Here is a 17,363-nt window from a genome sequence, read left to right as displayed (position 1 = left end):
ATCGGCGGTAAGGCTTGACAGAAGGCGTCTATATGCGCGTTACTTATCGAACTTGTGGAGTATTACTTCCGCAAGGTGGAATCTCAGTGGCACCAGTGTTGCCGCTCCGACCGTGACAGGCGAATCCATGAGCACAGAGTCCACCGGGCTGATCGACGATCCCAGTCGTGACGATGCCATCCCGTCGTCGGACGTGAGTCCGTCGCTGTACAACAGTGATCTAGCGCCGACCAAGCGCAAGGGTCGACGGTGGGGTGGGTACAACATCTTCACACTGTGGGCGAACGACGTCCACAGCCTCGGCAACTACTCATTCGCGATCGGGCTGTTCGCCCTCGGGCTCGGCGGCTGGCAGATCCTGTTGGCACTCGGGCTGGGCGGTGTCTTCCTGTTCCTGCTCCTGAATCTGTCCGGGTTCATGGGGGAGAAGACGGGTGTCCCGTTCCCGGTGATGAGTCGCATCTCGTTCGGTATCCGCGGAGCCCAGGTGCCCGCGTTGATCCGTGGCGCGGTCGCCATCGCCTGGTTCGGCATCCAGACGTACCTCGCTTCGGTGGTCCTGCGCATCATGATCGTCGCCCTAGTTCCGTCGGCGAACACGTTGGACGCCAACGAGTTCCTCGGGCTGTCGACGCTGGGATGGATCTCGTTCGTGGCGTTGTGGATCGTGCAGGTGATCATCGTCAGCTACGGAATGGAGATGATCCGCAAGTATGAGGCGTTCGCCGGGCCCGTCATTCTCATCACGATGATCGCGCTCGCGGTCTGGATGCTCGGCAACGGCGATTGGGCCATCGCCTGGTCGACGCCCGACTCGCTGACCGGCGGTGACATGTGGTTGAAGATCGTCGGCGGTGCGAGCCTCTGGGTCGCGATCTACGGCACGTTCGTCCTGAACTTCTGTGACTTCACCAGGAATGCGACGTCCAAGCGGTCCATCGTGCGCGGCAACTTCTGGGGTATCCCGCTCAACATGCTCGTGTTCGGCGGCATCGTCATCACACTCGCCGGTGCGCAGTTCCGTATCGACGGCCGGGTCATCGAGTCGCCTGCCGACATCGTCAAGGAGGTCCCCAACACGCTCCTGCTGGTCCTGGCTTGCTTGGCGCTGCTGATCCTGACGGTGGCCGTCAACATGATGGCGAACTTCGTCGCCCCGATCTACGCGCTCAACAACCTGTTCCCAAGGCACCTGAACTTCCGTCGTGCCGCGCTGGTCTCTGCAGTGATCGGCCTGGTGATCCTGCCGTGGAACCTGTACAACTCGCCTGCGGTCATCGAGTACTTCCTCGGCGGTCTCGGCGCCGTCCTCGGGCCGTTGTTCGGCATCGTGATGGCCGACTACTGGCTGGTGCGTCGCGCAAAGATCAACGTTCCGGCGCTGTTCACTTCGCATCCCGACGGTGAGTACGCGTATGTGAAGGGCGTCAACCCGCGCGCCATCGTCGCGCTCGTCATCACCTCGGTGATCGCACTCCTTGTGGCGTTCCTGCCCGCCTTCGACTCCGTCGCCGACTTCTCCTGGTTCATCGGAGCGGGTGTGGGTGCGATCGTGTACCTCGCGGTCGCCGACCGCCGCGGGCCGTTCGCCGATGTCTCAGGTGAGCCCATCGCGGTGGCGAGCACTCACTGACCCTCCCCGAGAGAAGGAAGCTTTCATGCGAATTCTTGTCGCCAATGTGAACACGACCGCGTCGATGACCGAGGCGATCGCCGAGTCGGCGCGCGGCGTCGCTTCGCCCGGGACCGAGATCGTCGGCATCACGCCACGATTCGGCGCCGACTCGTGCGAGGGCAACTTCGAGAGCTACCTCGCGGCGATCGCGGTGATGGACGCTGTGACGTCGTACCCCGAGCCGTTCGACGCCGTCATCCAGGCCGGGTACGGCGAGCATGGGCGCGAGGGGCTGCAAGAACTCCTTGACGTTCCCGTCGTCGACATCACCGAGGCCGCGGCATCGACCGCGATGTACCTCGGCCACAAGTACTCGGTGGTCACGACGCTCGATCGCACGGTTCCGCTCATCGAGGACCGACTCAAGCTCGCAGGCCTGGACGCTCGGTGCGCGTCCGTGCGTGCGTCAGGCCTCGGCGTGCTCGAACTGGAGTCCGATCCCGAGCGTGCCGTCGAGGCGATCGTCGCGCAGTCGCGCGAAGCGGTCGAGATCGACCACGCTGAGGTGATCTGTCTTGGCTGCGGCGGAATGGCCGAACTCGAAGCGAAGGTCACGGAGGCGACGGGAGTCCCGATCGTCGACGGTGTCCGTTCGGCGGTGACGATCGCGGAAGGTCTGGTTCGGATGGGGTTGTCGACGTCCAAGGTGCGAACCTATGCGACTCCGCGTAAGAAGCAGGTGACCGGCTGGCCGTTCCAGCTGTAAGCGCGCGCAAACGGAAGGAAAACCGGGCGTCGCCTCCCAGGCGCCCGGTTTCCTTCGTCTCGCGGGGGGTTTACTGCGAGATCAGAGCATGATCTGGCGGTTGACGTCCTTGTACAGCAGGTAACGGAAGTTCGACGGACCGCCTGCGTAGCAGGCCTGCGGGCAGAACGCGCGCAGCGATAGAAAGTCGCCTTCCTGGACTTCGACCCAGTCGCCGTTGAGGTGGTAGACCGCCTTACCTTCGAGCATGAGCAGTCCGTGTTCCATCACGTGTGTCTCGGCGAAGGGGATCGTCGCACCGGGTTCGAACGTGACGACGTTGACGTGCATGTCGTACGCCAGATCCTGCGGGTCGAGCATGCGGGTGGTGCGCCACTTGCCGTCGGTGCCTGGCATCGCCGACGGTTCGATGTCCTGCTCGTTGCCGAACTTGACCGACGGGGTGTGGCCGTCGATCGCCTCGTAGCGCTTGCGGATCCATACGAACGTCGCATCGGCGTCGCCGTCGTTGCGGGCCGACCAGTCGGTGCCCGCGGGGAGGTAGGCGAAGCCGCCTTCGGCCAACGTCTGCGACTGTCCTGACGCGTTGACGATGAGGGCTCCGGATGTGACGAACAGGAACCCCTCGACCTCGGGCTGGGGCTCGGGCCGCTGCGCGCCGCCACCCGGCTTCACCTCGACGATCGCCTGGAAATACGTTGTCGCCCCGCCCGCGACGGGACGGTTGATGATCCACGACCGCGTGTCGGTCCACTCGGGGAGGACGGACGTGACGATGTCGGAGAGAACACCGCGCGGGATCACCGTGTAGGCCTCGGTGACGATGGCGCGGTCGGTCAGCAGGTCGGTCTGCGGCGGCAGGCCGCCGCGGGGCGTGTAGTACGACGCTGTGGTCACTGGTCACTCCTGGTAGGGCGGCCGAGCGCGATGCCGCGCACGGTTGTCATGGGGAGGTCGACGGTCGCCTCGATCTCGTCGACGGTGAGGGCTCCACACACGAAGCCGCGGTGGATCACATTGGCGAGCGCGCGGGCGGTCGCGGGCTCGTCCATCACGGTGGAGTCGAGTCGGTGGACGTAGTTGCGCAAGCGCGCGGCGGCGGGGCCGAACGCGCCTCGGTAGAACGCGTAGGTCGCGAGATAGCGAGTCACGAGTTGAGCGGGATGCATGTCCCAGCCCTGGTAGATCCCGCGTTCCAGGTGTCGTCGGACGAGGCGGGCGTGCAGCCGCCACGCTCTGGCGACGTTGTCGGCGTCCCCCACCGGGAGGATGTTCGTAGACCCGTCCGACATGTGGACGCCGGTCCCGGCCACTGCGAGCTGCATGACGTTCTTGGCGTGGTCGGCGACCGGATGCTCCATCGACTGGTAGGCCGCGGCGATGCCGAGCGATGCCGAGTAGTCGTAGGTGCCGTAGTGCAGCGAGCTGACCCGTCCGGCACCTGCGTGGACGAATTGAGCGACGGGTGCGCGTCCGTCGGAGCCGAGAATCGCCTGCGGAGTCTCGACCTGCACCTCGAAACGGATCCGGTTGTCGGGCAGGCCATTCGCGGCTTCGAGGGCATCGGCGACGGCGACCATCGCCTTCACCTGGTCGACCGACGTCACCTTGGGGAGAGTGAGGGTCAGGCCGTCGGGCAGCCCGCCCGACTCGACGAGACCGCTGACGAACATGTCGAGCGTGCGGATTCCGCGGGCGCGCGTGTTCGCCTCGAAGCATTTGAACCGGGTACCGACGAACGGTGTGGACGTGCCCGCGCCGATTGCGACGCGCAGTGCGGCGATCGCCTGCTCGACGTGGCCGTCCTCAGTCGCGTCATCGAACGTGCCGTAGCCGTCCTCGAAGTCGATGCGGAGGTCCTCGATCGGCTCGGCGGTCAGCTTGTGCTGCACCAGCGTTGCGAGAGTGTCGGGCTCGCAGTCGGTGTCGTTGGTGACACCGACCATTGATGCGACGGCGTCGAGCCCGCCTGCGGTGCGAGCGGCCTCGAGCGCGGTGGAGCCCCAGTCGGCGGGTGTCGTCGCCGTGTAGCGGTCACCCGGGACGTAGACGGTGTGGATCGGCTGCCGTCGTCCGTCGTCGCCGGGGTACTGCATCGCGAGCGCGGCGTCGGCGTCGCGCAGGCGGCGGTCGACGTCGGTGAGCACGGCGTCGTCGAGGTGTCGTGTCACAGGTGGCTCTCCTCACCGTTGGGAAGGCAATGCGGAGGATTAATTCCGCATCGTGGAGTTTAGTATGCGGAGGCGCGAAAGTACAGGACAGCGCTCTGATGGCAGACTCTGCCGATTCCGTATTGCGGAAGTTGTTGCGGGGCTGTTGAATGGAATCATTATCGTCGGCTGAGAGTGGATCGTATGGCGGAGAAGGCCTCGGGTGTGCAGTCGGTGGAGCGTGCCTTCGAGTTGATGGAGCTCATAGGCCGAGCGGGTGGTGAGTGCTCGCTCACCGAGTTGTCGGCGGAGTCGCCGCTGCCGCCGCCGACCATCCACCGACTCCTGCGGACCCTGGTCGGGATCGGTTATGTCCGACAACTGCCGAACCGGCGATATGCGTTGGGGCCGAGACTGATTCGCCTTGGTGAGGTCGCTAACCGGCAACTCGGAGCGGTCGCAGGTCCGGTGCTGCAGTCGTTGGTCGACGAGCTGTCGGAGACGGCGAGCCTCGCGGTGCTCGACGGCGACATGGTGATCTACACCGGTCAGGTCCCGTCGTTGCACACGATGCGCACGAACAACGAGATCGGTAAGCGAGTCGGTCTGCACACCTCCGGGGTGGGTAAGGCCGTACTCGCCGAGTTGGACGATGCGCGGATTCTCAAACTCGTCACTCAGTCAGGTCTTCCGGCGCCGACACGGCACAGCGCGTCGACACTGTCGACGGTCTTCGCGAACGTCGAACGGGTCCGTGCCGACGGGTATGCGATCGACGACCAGGAGTTGGAGGTCGGCGTGCGGTGCGTGGCCATGGCGGTGCCCGGCGCCCCGACTCCGATGGCGATCGGCATCTCCGGCCCGTCGGCGCGCGTGAACAAGGATTTGATCTCCAAGGCGGTGCCCGCGCTGAAGAAGGCCACGGGCATCATCTCCGAGGCGCTGATCGGAGCGATGGAGGAGTAGCGGCCGGAGGGGTCCTCACCCATTCAGTTCGCGCGCCGCTCCGAATCGCCATACGTACGTGTCGGTCCGTCGCGTGTGTTTGGAGATTCTCATGTTCCGTCGTCTCATCGTGGGTCTGGTCGGTGCAGCGTCGGTTGCCGTCGTCGTACCCATGGCCGCCCCCGCTGATGCAGCGCTGCTGCGGCCGGTGCCGCGCGTCGATCTCGAGCGCTATCTGGGGGGGGTGTGGCATCAGCTGGCCGCGAACCCGGCGCCCTACAACGTCGACTGCGTCCGGGACACCACCGCGAAGTACTCACTCATCGACCGACGCACCGTGGGCCGAGTAATTACCTCGTCGCGTATATCGCCGACGACTATTCGTGGGCGCTGGTCGGTGACCCGGGCCGGGTATCGTGCCTCATGCTGACCTCTCCGGTCACCGGCAGCTTCGGTGACATCCGCCCACTGTGCAGAGTGTGACGGTGCGGGCATCGATGTCTGTCACCTCTTGATCTCGGCCCAGCGGTCGAGCGCGTCGAGGCGCGCCACCGCGTGGTCGACGATCGGCGCCGGATAATCGGTCGGGCGTCCGTTCTTGAGTCGATGTACCCCGCGGCCGGGGATAGACCGAAGTTCGGGTACCCACCGGCGGACGTAGTCGCCGTCCGGGTCGAATTTCTCGCCTTGCAGCGTCGGATTGAACACCCGGAAATACGGTGCGGCGTCTGTTCCGGAACCGGCGACCCATTGCCATCCATGTTGATTGGACGCGAGGTCGCCGTCGATGAGGAGATCCATGAAATGCCGTGCGCCCCGTTTCCACGGAAGGTGGAGGTCCTTGGTGAGGAACGAGGCGACGATCATGCGCATCCGGTTGTGCATCCAGCCCTCGGTTGCGAGTTGGCGCATACCGGCGTCGATGATCGGGTATCCCGTGAGGCCGTCGCACCATGCGCGGAACGCGATGTCCGCGTCGGGGCCCGCGTCGTATTCGAGCCGGTTGAAGCGCTCGTCGAACTCCCGGTAGGCGCTGTCGGGCCGGTGGTGGAGGACATCAGCGTAGAACTCCCGCCAGCACAGTTCGCTGCGGAACTTCGATGCGCCCGGGTCTGACCGGTCGCGTAGATCGTGCAGGAGCGTCCTCGGATGCAGACATCCGACCTTGAGGTAGGCGGATAGTCTGCTGGTCCGATCCAGGTCCGGCCGGTCTCGATCGGTGGCGTAGTGCTCGAGCGACTCGTCGAGGAACTGTGCCCATCGTGCGTTGGCGGCGTCCTCGCCTGGCTTCACCGGAGGCTCCGCGCTCAGTGCGGGAAGTGGCGTCCTGTCGACGACGTCGGATGGGTCGAGCCAGCGCACCGTGGAAGCACCGGTTGACGCGGGGGAGCGCCAACCATGTTCGTGCCAGGCTCGCTGATACGGCCCGAACACTCGGTACTCGCTGCCGTCCGCCTTGCGCACGCGGCCGGGAGCCACAGCGTACGGCGAACCCGTGCGGACCAGCGGCACGGCCCGGAGGGCGGTCTCGACCGTTGCGTCTCGGCGGGCGCCGTACGGCGAGTAGTCGGCAGAGACGTGTACCGCGGCGGCCCCGATGCGGTCTGCGAGTGACGGCACGACGACGACCGGGTCGCCGCGTAGGACGATCAGGCGACCGCCGAGTCGTTCGTCGAGGTCACGAAGGCAGGAGAGGAAGAAATCGGTGCGTGGTCCAGGTCGGGCCACGTGCTCGTCGAGTACGAAGAGCGCGGCCGCAGAGTCTCCCTCGGTCGCTGCAGCAGACAGGGTCGGAAGATCGCGGAGCCGGAGGTCACGACGGAACCACACGATGGACGGACTCTGCAGCGAATCGATGGGGATACTCCCTGTCGGTCGGTGGGTGAACGTCCACTGACGTTCGACCAGAATTGTCGCACCCGGCGGATACTCTTAAACACATCGAACAGTTGTTCTATTTGAGGGGGCGTTATGACAGTATCAATCTTCCGTCCGGCCGACCCGGCGAGGCTCTCGCGGGAGGAGCTCGTCGACCGGATCGTGGGCTATGCCTCGCAGATGACCGCACTCAAGGCCGTCGCTCTCGATTACGTCCGTGAGTTCGACGCCAAGGAGTACTGGATGGTCGACGGTATCCGGTCGTGTGCGCATTGGCTGTCGTGGCAGACCGGCGTCGGTCTGCGTGCCGCGCAAGACCAGGTGCGCGTCGCGCGGGCCTTGTCCGACCTTCCATTGCTCGACGCCGAGTTCCACGCCGGTCAGCTCTCGTACTCCAAAGTCCGGGCGATCACCCGGATCGCAGACCCGCTGCGGGATGCGGAACTCACCGAGTTCGCACTCTCAGCGACCGCGAGCCAGGTCGAGCGGCTCGTCGCCGCGATCCGCAAGCAGGACGGACTCGACGAAGACGGGACGTACCCCGAACCGGTCGTCGCCGAGTCGGTCGCGCACTGGATGTGGGAGCTCGACGGCACGCTCACGGTGACCGCCCATCTCACCGCTGTCGACGGCGCCCACTTCCTTGCCGGAATCGTGCACGCCGAGTACTGGCGCACCCGCACGGCCGACGATCCGCTCGCCGACGCCGCAGCGATCGCTGCAACCCGCGACTCCGCCGAGTTGGGCGATGCAGACATCACGCCGCGCCTGCGTCGCGACCTCTGGCAGAACGTGCCCTATAACGTCGCTCCCGCTCTACTGGCTCAAGCCGACGCCGTCATCGAGGGCGTCGGTCTGCCCGAGGTCGCCGTGGGCGGGGAAGTGCTCATCCATGAGGTGGACGGTGTGGCAACGATCGACGGCGGACCTGAACTGCGTTCCGCGGAACGCGAAGAAGTCGAATGCGACGCCTCGTACCGCACTGTCGAACACGGTGTCGGGGATGTCGTGACCGTCGGTGGACGCCGAATGGGTCCCGTTCTGGCCTGGGGCCGCAAGCGGCGCGCCCCGAACGCGGCGCTCGTGCGCATCGTGTCGATGCGCGACCGCGGATGCCGCGCTCCCAGCTGTGGGCGGACTCGCCACCTGCACATTCACCACGTGCGTCCGTGGTCGAACGGCGGGACCACCGACCCGGACAACCTGATTCTCCTGTGCAGCCAGCACCACCGCGCCCTGCATAACGGCCTGTTCTCGATCGATGCTCTCGGCGGACAACAATTCGCGTTCCGCGGAACGCACGGCGACCTTCTCGAGGAGGCTCCGTTGCACTCCACTCCTCTGGGGTGGGAAGACAATCCGCATGTCGATCCGCACGCCGTCGCCCCTACCAACGGCGGGCGACTGGACCTCGGCTATGCCACCGAAGTCCTATACGCGGCGTGGGCATGGAAGGCTGCGAGCGCGGATGAGGCTTCAATCAGTCTCGCGTGCCGCGAACCCGCGGCATAGCGATTCCACTCCGACGTCGAGCCGCTCCTTCAGCCCGTCGGGGACCGAAGCCTCCCGCGGGCCTGTGTGCAGGATTCGGTCAGTCGCGAGCATCAGGGCGACGCCGTTGGTGAGGTCCCAGACCGACAACGCCATCGACGTCGCCTCCTCGTCGTCGACGCCGAGATCGGTCAGCCCATCGGCGAGCCACCGTAGGCATGCCAGAGACGACTCGGACAACGTGTAGCGAGGTGCGGCGTAGGCGAGGACCATCCAGGGGTGTCGCTCGAACAGCGCCCAGTCCAGATCGACCGCGATAGTGACCCGTTCGCGCCAGGTCCACGAACCGTCCTGGTCGTACGGGTATGCGAACGCGGCGCCTGCCACTTCGGCCATTGCGCCGATGAGCTGGTCCTTATCCGAGATGTGCCGGTACAACGACATCGTGCCCGCGTCCAGCGTGGTCGCGAGCTTGCGCATCGATAGCGCGCCGAGGCCCTCGGTGTCCGCGAGTTCGATGGCTGTCTCGACGATGGCGGGCATCGTCAGCTTCGACTGACGTGACGGTGGCATCGGTCTCCTTTGCTCGGCTGCGCGAAGATTTCGCTTGCGTACACCGTACCCATCGGTTAGTTTCGAGTCGCACATCCCGGTGCGTACCGTGTACGCACCGCTTCGCTCTTCGGGAGGTTATCAATGGTCACCGGCGCGTCGACAGCCACATTTGCGCCGACGCCGCGGCGCACGTGGTTCGGGTTGGCGGTTCTCATCCTGCCGGTTCTGCTGGTGTCCATGGACGTGTCGGTGCTGTACCTGGCGATGCCGCGGCTCACTCACGACATCCACCCGAGTGGCACGGAGTCGCTGTGGATCCTCGACATCTACGGCTTCCTGCTCGCGGGTCTGCTCATCACGATGGGCAACCTTGGCGATCGAATCGGACGGCGCCTACTCTTGCTCGGCGGTGCGGCTACCTTCGGTGCCGGATCGGTGATGGCCGCGTTCTCCGTCGACCCGACGATGCTCATAGCCGCGCGGGCACTCATGGGTGTCGGTGGTGCGACGCTCTTGCCGTCGAGTCTGTCGCTCATCTCGACCATGTTTCCGAACCCGGCGGCGCGGGCCCGCGCCATCGGTGCGTGGACGGCGGCGTTCGCGGGCGGCGCCGCTATTGGTCCCGTCGTCGGAGGTGTTCTGCTGCAACACTTCTGGTGGGGATCGGTGTTCCTGGTGAACTTCCCAGTGCTCGTCGTTCTACTAATCGCGGGACCGTTCCTACTGCCAGAGCATCGCGTCAAGACGGATGCGCCGTTCGACGTGGTCGGCGTCGTCCTGTCGATGGCGGGCATCCTCCCGACCGTGTACGCGATCAAGCATGCCGCCGTCGACGGGCTAGATCTCACTGCGCTGATCGCTGCGGTAGTCGGCGTCGCCTTTCTGGTGGCTTTTGTGCGGCACGAGAAGCGAACCGCTCACCCGCTGCTCGACCTGGACCTGCTGCGCAACAAGGGCTTCGCGGTCGCGATCGGATCGAGCCTCGTCGGCATGATGTCGCTGGCCGCACTGAGCTACCTGTCGAGCATCTACCTGCAATCGGTCACCGGCCGCGATCCGCTCGACGCCGCGATCCTCGGGATTCCGATGGCCGTCACCGTATTCGTGTTCTCGCTATCGGCGGCTCGGATCACCGAGAGTATCGGCCCGCGCACGGGATTCATCACCTCTCTCGGTGCGGCCGCAATCGGAAACTTCCTCCTGCTCGGGATCGCTGTCGACGGCGGTGTCTGGGCGTACGTGCTCGGTTCGGCGATCGCCGGTATCGGCTACGGCATAGCGTTCAGTCTCGTGTCCGACGTGGCGGTCTCCTCGGTGGCACAGGAGCGCGCCGGAGCAGCGACCGGTATCTCGGAGACGAGCTTCGAACTCGGGAACGCACTCGGACTCGCTCTACTCGGCTCGCTCGCCTCTTTGGTGTTCCAGCGCGGAACCGGTCCGTCTGGCACACGCTTCGAAGGGACGCTCGACGACGTCGTCACCGCGTTCGGCGACGATGCGACCATGGTCCACGCGGCACGGGAATCGTTTGTCGGCGGAGTGCACACTGCCGTCGGCGTCGGCGGCGCACTGTTGGTCGCGATGGCTGTCGTCGTAGCAGTAGTCCTTCCGAGTCGGACAGGGAGTGCGACGAAAGACTGAATTGTCGGAGGTGCGCGCTAGCTTGCAGATCACCCGATATCCGTCGGGTATCTGGTTGCTAACGAAAGACACGACATGACCTATCCCGACCCCGCACAGTCCCAGCCGCAGTACCAGGCTCAGTTCCCGCCGCAGGGGTACATGCCGCCGACGCCGCCAACCGACAAGCGCCGCAACACCGTCGGCCTCGTGGCATTGGTGATGGCGATCGTCGGTTTCATCTTCGGATGCATTCCCGGTGCTCTCATCGTCGGTTGGGTGCTTCTGCCCGTCGCCTTCATCCTCGGCCTCGTCGGACTCTTCCAGGCAGGGCGAGGCAAGGGCACGTCCATCTCTGCCATCATCGTCTCCGTCATCGGGACTATCGTCGCGGCGGTAGTGTTCCTGACCGTCGTCAGCGACGCCCTCGATGACGCGTTCACTCCTGACACTGCGACGGTCGTCGATAAGGGTGCAAGGGTTGGTGATGGCGGAACCGAGGACACCGCGAACGCGGTTGGGTCGCGCGAGAACCCAGCGAAGATCGGTTCCACGCTGTCTTCTGACGAGTGGAAGGTCGTGGTCAACAGCTTTATCGCCGACGCGACCGATGATGTCCTCGAGGCCAATTCGTTCAACGAGGAGCCTGCGTCGGGCAACGTGTACTCCCTGGTTAATTTGACGGTTATGTACACCGGTGACGACTCAAGCTATGCGGACTTTGTTTCCGTGGCATTCGTGTCAGACGACGGTAAAACGTACAAGCCGTATGAATCTTCGGCAGTGACTCCCGACCCGGTGCTCGAAGGCGAGCTTTACAAGGGCGGCGAGGCGACCGGCAATGTCGACATCGAGACCCCAAAGAACGCGTCCGGGGTGCTTCGTATAGAACTCGGGCCGCTAGGCGACGAGGCCTTCGTCTCGGTCGAATAGCGTCGAGCTGTTGACAGCGGTGGCATGGTCGAGTCATGGACTCACAGGACACGACCGCCCCACGTTGGACAGAGACCGCGGATGGTCTCGTCGCCACCTTCCAGACGGGATCGATGGTTCGCGGCCTCGACTTCGTGACACGAGTCGTCGACGCTGCCGAAGCCGCGAATCATCATCCCGACATCGACTTCCGCTACCCGAAGGTCACGCTGACCCTCATCTCGCATGACGCGGGTGACACCGTGACCGAGAAGGACCACAACGCGGCACGCGAGATCTCGGCTATCGCCGATGGCATGGAGATCAGCTGACGCTCACCGAGCACGAGCTCAGCCGATGAATGTGGCGATGTCGCTCGTCAGGTCGAGGAGCCACTGCGGGAAGATTCCCAGCAGCAGGGTCAGGCCGACGCTCACCGCGATCGGCACCGTGGTCAGCGGACTCGGTGTCAGGACCGTCGGACCATCAGCGGGCGGGTCGGCGAAGAACATCGCTACGATCACGCGGACGTAGAAGTATGCGGCGATCGCACTGCAGAGGACGCCGACGATCACCAGCGGCCACGACCCGGCCTCGCCTGCAGCTGAGAACACTGCGAATTTCGCGATGAAGCCGCCCGTCAACGGGATCCCGGCGAAGGAGAGCAGCATCAGCGACATCATCGCGCCGACCAAGGGATGCCGCCTGCCGAGACCCGCCCAGGCCGAAAGGTCCGCCTCCTCGCGCCCCGCGGCGTCGCGCACCACTGAGAGCAGCGCGAACGCGCCGAACGCAGATATCGCGTAGACGGCGACATAGAACAGCGTCGCGCCCAGCGCGTCCGCGGTGATGGTGATGGCTCCGACCAGCGCGAATCCGACGTGACTCACCGACGAGTACGCGAGCATCCGCTTCACGTCGCTCTGGGCCACTGCCATGATCGTCGCGATCACCATCGTCGCGATCGTCACCGTCCACAACGCCGGACGCGCGACATCCGCGAGTTCCGGGAACGCGACGTGCAACACGCGTAGGAGCGCACCGAACGCGGCGGCCTTTGTCGCCGACGCCATCAACGACGTCACCGGCGTAGGCGCGCCCTGGTAGACGTCGGGCACCCACGATCCGAACGGGACGGCACCGACCTTGAACAACAGTCCGACAGCGATCAGACATAACGCGATGATCCCGAACGTCCGCTCGTCGCCGGTCAGCAGCGTGGCGCCGACGTCACGCAACGACAGTGATCCGCTCGCGCCGTACGCGAAGGCGGTGCCGAACAAGAAGATCGCGGACGAGAACGCGCCCAGTAGGAAGTACTTGAGCGACGCCTCCTGCGAGAGCAGTCGACGACGCCGCGCCAACCCGCACAGCACGTACAACGGCAGCGACAGCACTTCGAGAGCGATGAACATCGTCAACAGGTCGCCGCACGATCCGAACAGCATCATCCCGCCGACCGCGATCAACGTCAGCGGGTACACCTCAGTTGTCAGGAAACCCGCGCGGCCTGCGGCGAGTTCGTCACCCGAGCCCGGCACCGTCGCGCCCGACGGAGTGAACGCGTCGGCAGGCAGATCGGCGTCGTACCCGGCGGTGACCTCGTCTGCACCTCCGCCGACAGCGATCCGTTCACCGGCCGTAGTGCGGACCTCTACGGACGCCCACACACGATCGAGACGTCGCTCGCCCATGAAAGCGACCGCGCCAAGAGCGACGAGCAGCACGACGCCCTGCACGAACAGACCCGGGCCGTCGACCAGTACGGCTCCGCTCACCAACGTGCGCGTCGAGGGGGAGTCGTCGGTGGCCGACGTCGCGACGAAGCCGAGTGCGATCATCGCCGCGACGAGTCCCGCGCACGACAGCCCCAGTTGCACGCGGTAGCGGGCCGACGACGAGACGAACGCCTCAACCAGGACGCTCACCACGGCGACGCCAAACACGATGAGCATCGGCGAGAGTCGGTAATAGTCGATGCTCGGCGCATCGAGAGCGACGGTCATCGCTCACCTCCATGGACGGACGAGATGCTCGCGTCGACAGTCGGATTCACGAAGTCGAGGATCAGTCGCGGATAGAAGCCGAGAACGAGCAACGCAGCGATCAACGGCACGACCACGACCTTCTCCCGGACACCGAGATCGGTGATCGTCGAACTCGTTTCGCGCACCGGACCGCCCATCATGCGTTGATACGTCCACAGGATGTACACCGCCGATAGCACGAGTGCGATGGCTGCGATGATCCCGGCGACGGGGTAGCGGACGAACGTGCCGATCAACACGAGGAACTCGCTGATGAACGGGCCGAGTCCGGGGAGCGACAACGTGGCGAGGCCGGCGACCAGGAACGTTCCGGCCAAGACCGGCGCGATCTTCTGGACGCCGCCGTAATCGGCGATCAGTGAGCTCCCGCGCCTGCTGACCAGGAAGCCGGCGATCAAGAACAGCGCGGCCGTCGAGACACCGTGGTTGACCATGTAGAGCGCCGACCCGCTCTGTCCTTGTGCGGTCAACGCGAAGACACCGAGCACGATGAAACCGAAATGCGAGATCGACGTGTACGCGATCAGGCGCATCACGTCGCGCTGACCGATCGCCATCACCGCGCCGTACACGATGCTGATCACCGCCAGTGTGCACAGCAGTGGCGCGAAGGTGGCCGACGCGTCGGGGAACAGGCCGACACAGAATCGCAGCATCGCGAACGTGCCGACCTTGTCCATCACCGCCATCATCATCACGGCCGCCGCGGGAGTCGTGGAGACTGCGGCGTTCGGTAGCCACGTGTGCAACGGCCACAGCGGGGCTTTTACCGCGAATGCGAACACGAATCCTGCGAACAGCAGATTCTGCGTCGTCGACGACATGTCCAGCGAACCGTCGCGCACGCCCTGCGAGATCGCGACGAAGTCGAATCCACCTGCGACGACGAACAAGCCGATGACTGCGGCGAGCATCACGAGGCCGCCGAGCAGGTTGTAGAGCAGGAACGTGACGGCCGCGCGCGAGCGTTCGGGGCGCACGCCTGGACCACCCGGCCCGAAGCCGCCGATCAGGAAGTACATCGGGACGAGCATCGCCTCGAAGAAGATGTAAAAGAGCAGGACGTCGGTGGCGACGAAACTCATCAACACCATCGCCTCGACGGCGAGGAGCAGCGCGATGTAGATGTGGACGGATTTCGCTCGACGTCCGCCGTCGGATGGGTCGGCGTCCCGCCATCCTGCAAGCAACAGCAGGGGAGTCAGCACCGCGGTCAGGAGGATCAACGCGAGACCCAGACCGTCGAGTCCGAGCGAGTAGCGCGCCCCGAACTCGGGAATCCAACTCAGGTCCTCGGTCAGCTGGAAGCGTCCACCGCCGGAGTCGAACCGGAACGCCAGGATCACCGCCCAGACGAGCACGATCAACGATGCTCCGACTCCGGTTGTCTTCGCCCGCGCCGCACGGTCGGCAGGCAGCAGCATCACGATCACGGACGCCACGGCGGGTAGCAGCCACAACACGGTGAGCCAGGGCATCGTCACAATACGTTCACCACCAACGTCAGTGCGGCGATCACGACGGTGCCTGCCAGTATCGACAACGCGTACGACCGCACGAATCCGTTCTGGGCGCGCCGCGTTACCTCCGATGCTCCGGTCACCGCGGAACCGACGCCGGACGGGACCGCGCCGAGACCACGGTCTTCGACGGCGACGAGGGCTCCGGTCGCGGCAGCGCCCGGACCGGCGAACACTCTCTCGTTGAACGCGTCGCCGTAGAGGTCGGCGCGCGCGGCGAGTGTCAGCGCCGAGACGTCGTCCGGCGCGGTCTCCGGGATCGGCGCGCGACCGTACTGGAACCAGGCGACGGCCGCGCCCGCGACGACGCAGATCAGCACGATCGCTGTGATGACCCACACCGGGATCCCGCCGTGGTGCTCGGGCGCCTCACCGACGACCGGCGCAAGCCAGTCCTGCAACGTGCTGCCGATCGCGAGGAGTCCGCCGGCGCCGACCGACCCGACCGCCAGTGCGATCATCGGAGCTGTCATCGATGCGCCTGACTCGTGCGGGTGGGCGTGCGATCGCCACCGGCGCGGCCCGAAGAACGTCATGACCATCACGCGCGTCATGTAGAAGGCCGTGATCGCCGCACCGATGATCGTCGCGGCACCGAGTATGACGCCACGCGTGCCGCCGGCGGCGAGTGCGGCCTCGATGATTCCGTCCTTGGAGAAGAATCCCGAGAACGGCGGGATCCCGATGATCGCCAGGTAGCCGAGGCCGAACGTTGCGAACGTGATCGGCATGACCCGCCACAGGCCGCCGTACCGGCGCATATCGGTCTCGTCGTCCATCGAGTGCATGATCGAGCCCGCGCCCAAGAACAGTCCTGCCTTGAAGAAGCCGTGCGTCAACAGATGCATGATCGCGAAGGCGTAGCCGGCCGGACCGAGTCCGGCAGCCAGCACCATGTACCCGATCTGGCTCATCGTCGACGCAGCGAGGGCCTTTTTGATGTCGTCCTTCGCGCAGCCGACGATCGCGCCGAACACCAACGTCACCGCACCGACGACCACCACACCGGTCTGTGCGTTCGGTGCGAGATCGAAGATCGGGCCCGATCGCGTGATCAGGTAGACGCCTGCGGTGACCATCGTCGCTGCATGGATCAGCGCCGACACCGGCGTCGGCCCCTCCATCGCGTCGCCGAGCCACGCCTGCAACGGCACCTGCGCCGACTTGCCGCACGCCGCCAACAACAACATGAACCCGATCCCGGTGAGCGTCGCCTCGCTCGCCGACGACGCCTGCGCGAACACGTCGTCGAAGTTCACCGAACCGAACGTCGAGAACATCAGCATCATCGCTATGGCCAGACCCATGTCGCCGACGCGGTTCATCACGAAGGCCTTCTTGGCTGCCGTGGCGGCGGCTGGCTTGTGCTGCCAGAAACCGATCAACAGGTACGACGCGACGCCGACGCCCTCCCAGCCCAGATACAGCCCGAGATAGTTGTTCGACAAGACCAGGATCAGCATTGCCGCGACGAACAGATTCAGATAGGCGAAGAAGCGATAGCGGTCCGGATCATCCCGCATATAACCGATCGAATACACGTGGATGAGTGATCCGACGACCGTGATCAGCAAGACGAAGCACATCGACAGCTGGTCCAGGCGCATCCCGAAGTCGACCTGAAGATCGCCGACCGGGACCCACGAGTACAGGTTGCTCGACGCAGCCTTGGCGCCGCTGTCACGACCGGTCATCGCGATCCACATCGCGATCGCGAGGACCGCAGACGTCGAGGACAGCGCAGTGGTCGCCATGTGCGCCCACGCTTGAGTTCGCCGACCGACGATCAGCACCAGCGCCGCGCCGAACGCGGGCAGCGCGGGGATCACCCAGAGCAGATGCCCGGTCAGTGCTTGATCCATG

Annotated in this window: 14 protein-coding genes and 1 pseudogene; 8 read left to right on the top strand and 7 right to left on the bottom strand. The window is 65.2% G+C overall.

The window, feature by feature from the left end; translation table 11 throughout:
• Positions 1 to 127: 127 nt before the first annotated feature.
• Both ACTIMF_RS14395 and ACTIMF_RS14390 read left to right on the top strand, forming a co-directional pair.
• Positions 128 to 1,633 (top strand): NCS1 family nucleobase:cation symporter-1, encoded by a 1,506-nt coding sequence (locus ACTIMF_RS14395; RefSeq protein ID WP_442350982.1) that lies wholly within the window; start codon positions 128 to 130, stop codon positions 1,631 to 1,633.
• Between the two features lie 25 nt (positions 1,634 to 1,658).
• Positions 1,659 to 2,381 (top strand): aspartate/glutamate racemase family protein, encoded by a 723-nt coding sequence (locus tag ACTIMF_RS14390; RefSeq protein WP_442350981.1) that lies wholly within the window; start codon positions 1,659 to 1,661, stop codon positions 2,379 to 2,381.
• An 81-nt stretch (positions 2,382 to 2,462) separates the two neighbouring features.
• Here ACTIMF_RS14390 and ACTIMF_RS14385 read toward each other — a convergent pair whose 3' ends face one another.
• Both ACTIMF_RS14385 and ACTIMF_RS14380 read right to left on the bottom strand, forming a co-directional pair.
• Positions 2,463 to 3,278: a bifunctional allantoicase/(S)-ureidoglycine aminohydrolase gene (locus ACTIMF_RS14385; protein ID WP_442350980.1), complete on the bottom strand. Its 816-nt coding sequence runs from the start codon at positions 3,276 to 3,278 to the stop codon at positions 2,463 to 2,465.
• Positions 3,275 to 4,552: a DUF6986 family protein gene (locus ACTIMF_RS14380; protein WP_442350979.1), complete on the bottom strand. Its 1,278-nt coding sequence runs from the start codon at positions 4,550 to 4,552 to the stop codon at positions 3,275 to 3,277. Before ACTIMF_RS14380 ends, ACTIMF_RS14385 begins: the two co-directional genes overlap by 4 nt.
• A gap of 183 nt (positions 4,553 to 4,735) precedes the next feature.
• Between ACTIMF_RS14380 and ACTIMF_RS14375 the strand changes: the two genes are divergently transcribed.
• Positions 4,736 to 5,497 (top strand): IclR family transcriptional regulator, encoded by a 762-nt coding sequence (locus tag ACTIMF_RS14375; RefSeq protein ID WP_442350978.1) that lies wholly within the window; start codon positions 4,736 to 4,738, stop codon positions 5,495 to 5,497.
• 91 nt (positions 5,498 to 5,588) lie between these two features.
• A pseudogene (locus ACTIMF_RS14370) lies at positions 5,589 to 5,959 on the top strand (hypothetical protein).
• 21 nt (positions 5,960 to 5,980) lie between these two features.
• Here ACTIMF_RS14370 and ACTIMF_RS14365 read toward each other — a convergent pair.
• A complete protein-coding gene (locus ACTIMF_RS14365; RefSeq protein ID WP_442350997.1) occupies positions 5,981 to 7,324 on the bottom strand; it encodes a cryptochrome/photolyase family protein in 1,344 nt (447 codons plus the stop codon).
• Positions 7,325 to 7,447: 123 nt separating this feature from the next.
• On the opposite strand from ACTIMF_RS14365, the gene ACTIMF_RS14360 reads away from it, so the two are divergent.
• On the top strand, positions 7,448 to 8,866 hold the full coding sequence (locus ACTIMF_RS14360) for a DUF222 domain-containing protein (RefSeq protein ID WP_442350977.1): 1,419 nt from the start codon (positions 7,448 to 7,450) through the stop codon (positions 8,864 to 8,866).
• Here ACTIMF_RS14360 and ACTIMF_RS14355 read toward each other — a convergent pair.
• A complete protein-coding gene (locus tag ACTIMF_RS14355) occupies positions 8,831 to 9,418 on the bottom strand; it encodes a TetR/AcrR family transcriptional regulator (protein WP_442350976.1) in 588 nt (195 codons plus the stop codon). The genes ACTIMF_RS14360 and ACTIMF_RS14355 overlap by 36 nt on opposite strands.
• A gap of 123 nt (positions 9,419 to 9,541) precedes the next feature.
• On the opposite strand from ACTIMF_RS14355, the gene ACTIMF_RS14350 reads away from it, so the two are divergent.
• The 3 genes from ACTIMF_RS14350 to ACTIMF_RS14340 all read left to right on the top strand — a co-directional run bounded on the left by ACTIMF_RS14350 (position 9,542) and on the right by ACTIMF_RS14340 (position 12,264).
• On the top strand, positions 9,542 to 11,041 hold the full coding sequence (locus ACTIMF_RS14350; protein ID WP_442350975.1) for an MFS transporter: 1,500 nt from the start codon (positions 9,542 to 9,544) through the stop codon (positions 11,039 to 11,041).
• A gap of 75 nt (positions 11,042 to 11,116) precedes the next feature.
• On the top strand, positions 11,117 to 11,953 hold the full coding sequence (locus tag ACTIMF_RS14345) for a DUF4190 domain-containing protein (protein WP_442350974.1): 837 nt from the start codon (positions 11,117 to 11,119) through the stop codon (positions 11,951 to 11,953).
• 35 nt (positions 11,954 to 11,988) lie between these two features.
• Positions 11,989 to 12,264 (top strand): 4a-hydroxytetrahydrobiopterin dehydratase, encoded by a 276-nt coding sequence (locus ACTIMF_RS14340; RefSeq protein WP_442350973.1) that lies wholly within the window; start codon positions 11,989 to 11,991, stop codon positions 12,262 to 12,264.
• Positions 12,265 to 12,282: 18 nt separating this feature from the next.
• Here the strand turns inward: ACTIMF_RS14340 and nuoN are convergent, their stop codons facing one another.
• The 3 genes from nuoN to nuoL are packed head-to-tail and all read right to left on the bottom strand — an operon-like array spanning position 12,283 to position 17,362.
• Positions 12,283 to 13,938 (bottom strand): NADH-quinone oxidoreductase subunit NuoN, encoded by a 1,656-nt coding sequence (nuoN, locus tag ACTIMF_RS14335; RefSeq protein ID WP_442350972.1) that lies wholly within the window; start codon positions 13,936 to 13,938, stop codon positions 12,283 to 12,285.
• Positions 13,935 to 15,464, bottom strand: coding sequence for an NADH-quinone oxidoreductase subunit M (locus ACTIMF_RS14330; RefSeq protein WP_442350971.1), 1,530 nt, complete (start codon positions 15,462 to 15,464; stop codon positions 13,935 to 13,937). Before ACTIMF_RS14330 ends, nuoN begins: the two co-directional genes overlap by 4 nt.
• Positions 15,461 to 17,362, bottom strand: coding sequence for an NADH-quinone oxidoreductase subunit L (gene nuoL / locus ACTIMF_RS14325; RefSeq protein WP_442350970.1), 1,902 nt, complete (start codon positions 17,360 to 17,362; stop codon positions 15,461 to 15,463). Before nuoL ends, ACTIMF_RS14330 begins: the two co-directional genes overlap by 4 nt.
• Position 17,363 lies beyond the last annotated feature (1 nt).

The sequence above is a fragment of the Gordonia sp. (in: high G+C Gram-positive bacteria) genome, assembly GCF_052106715.1.
Lineage (GTDB): Bacteria > Actinomycetota > Actinomycetes > Mycobacteriales > Mycobacteriaceae > Gordonia.
The sequence above is the reverse complement of the archived record's forward strand: the minus strand, read 5'-3'. Positions and strand labels throughout refer to the sequence as shown.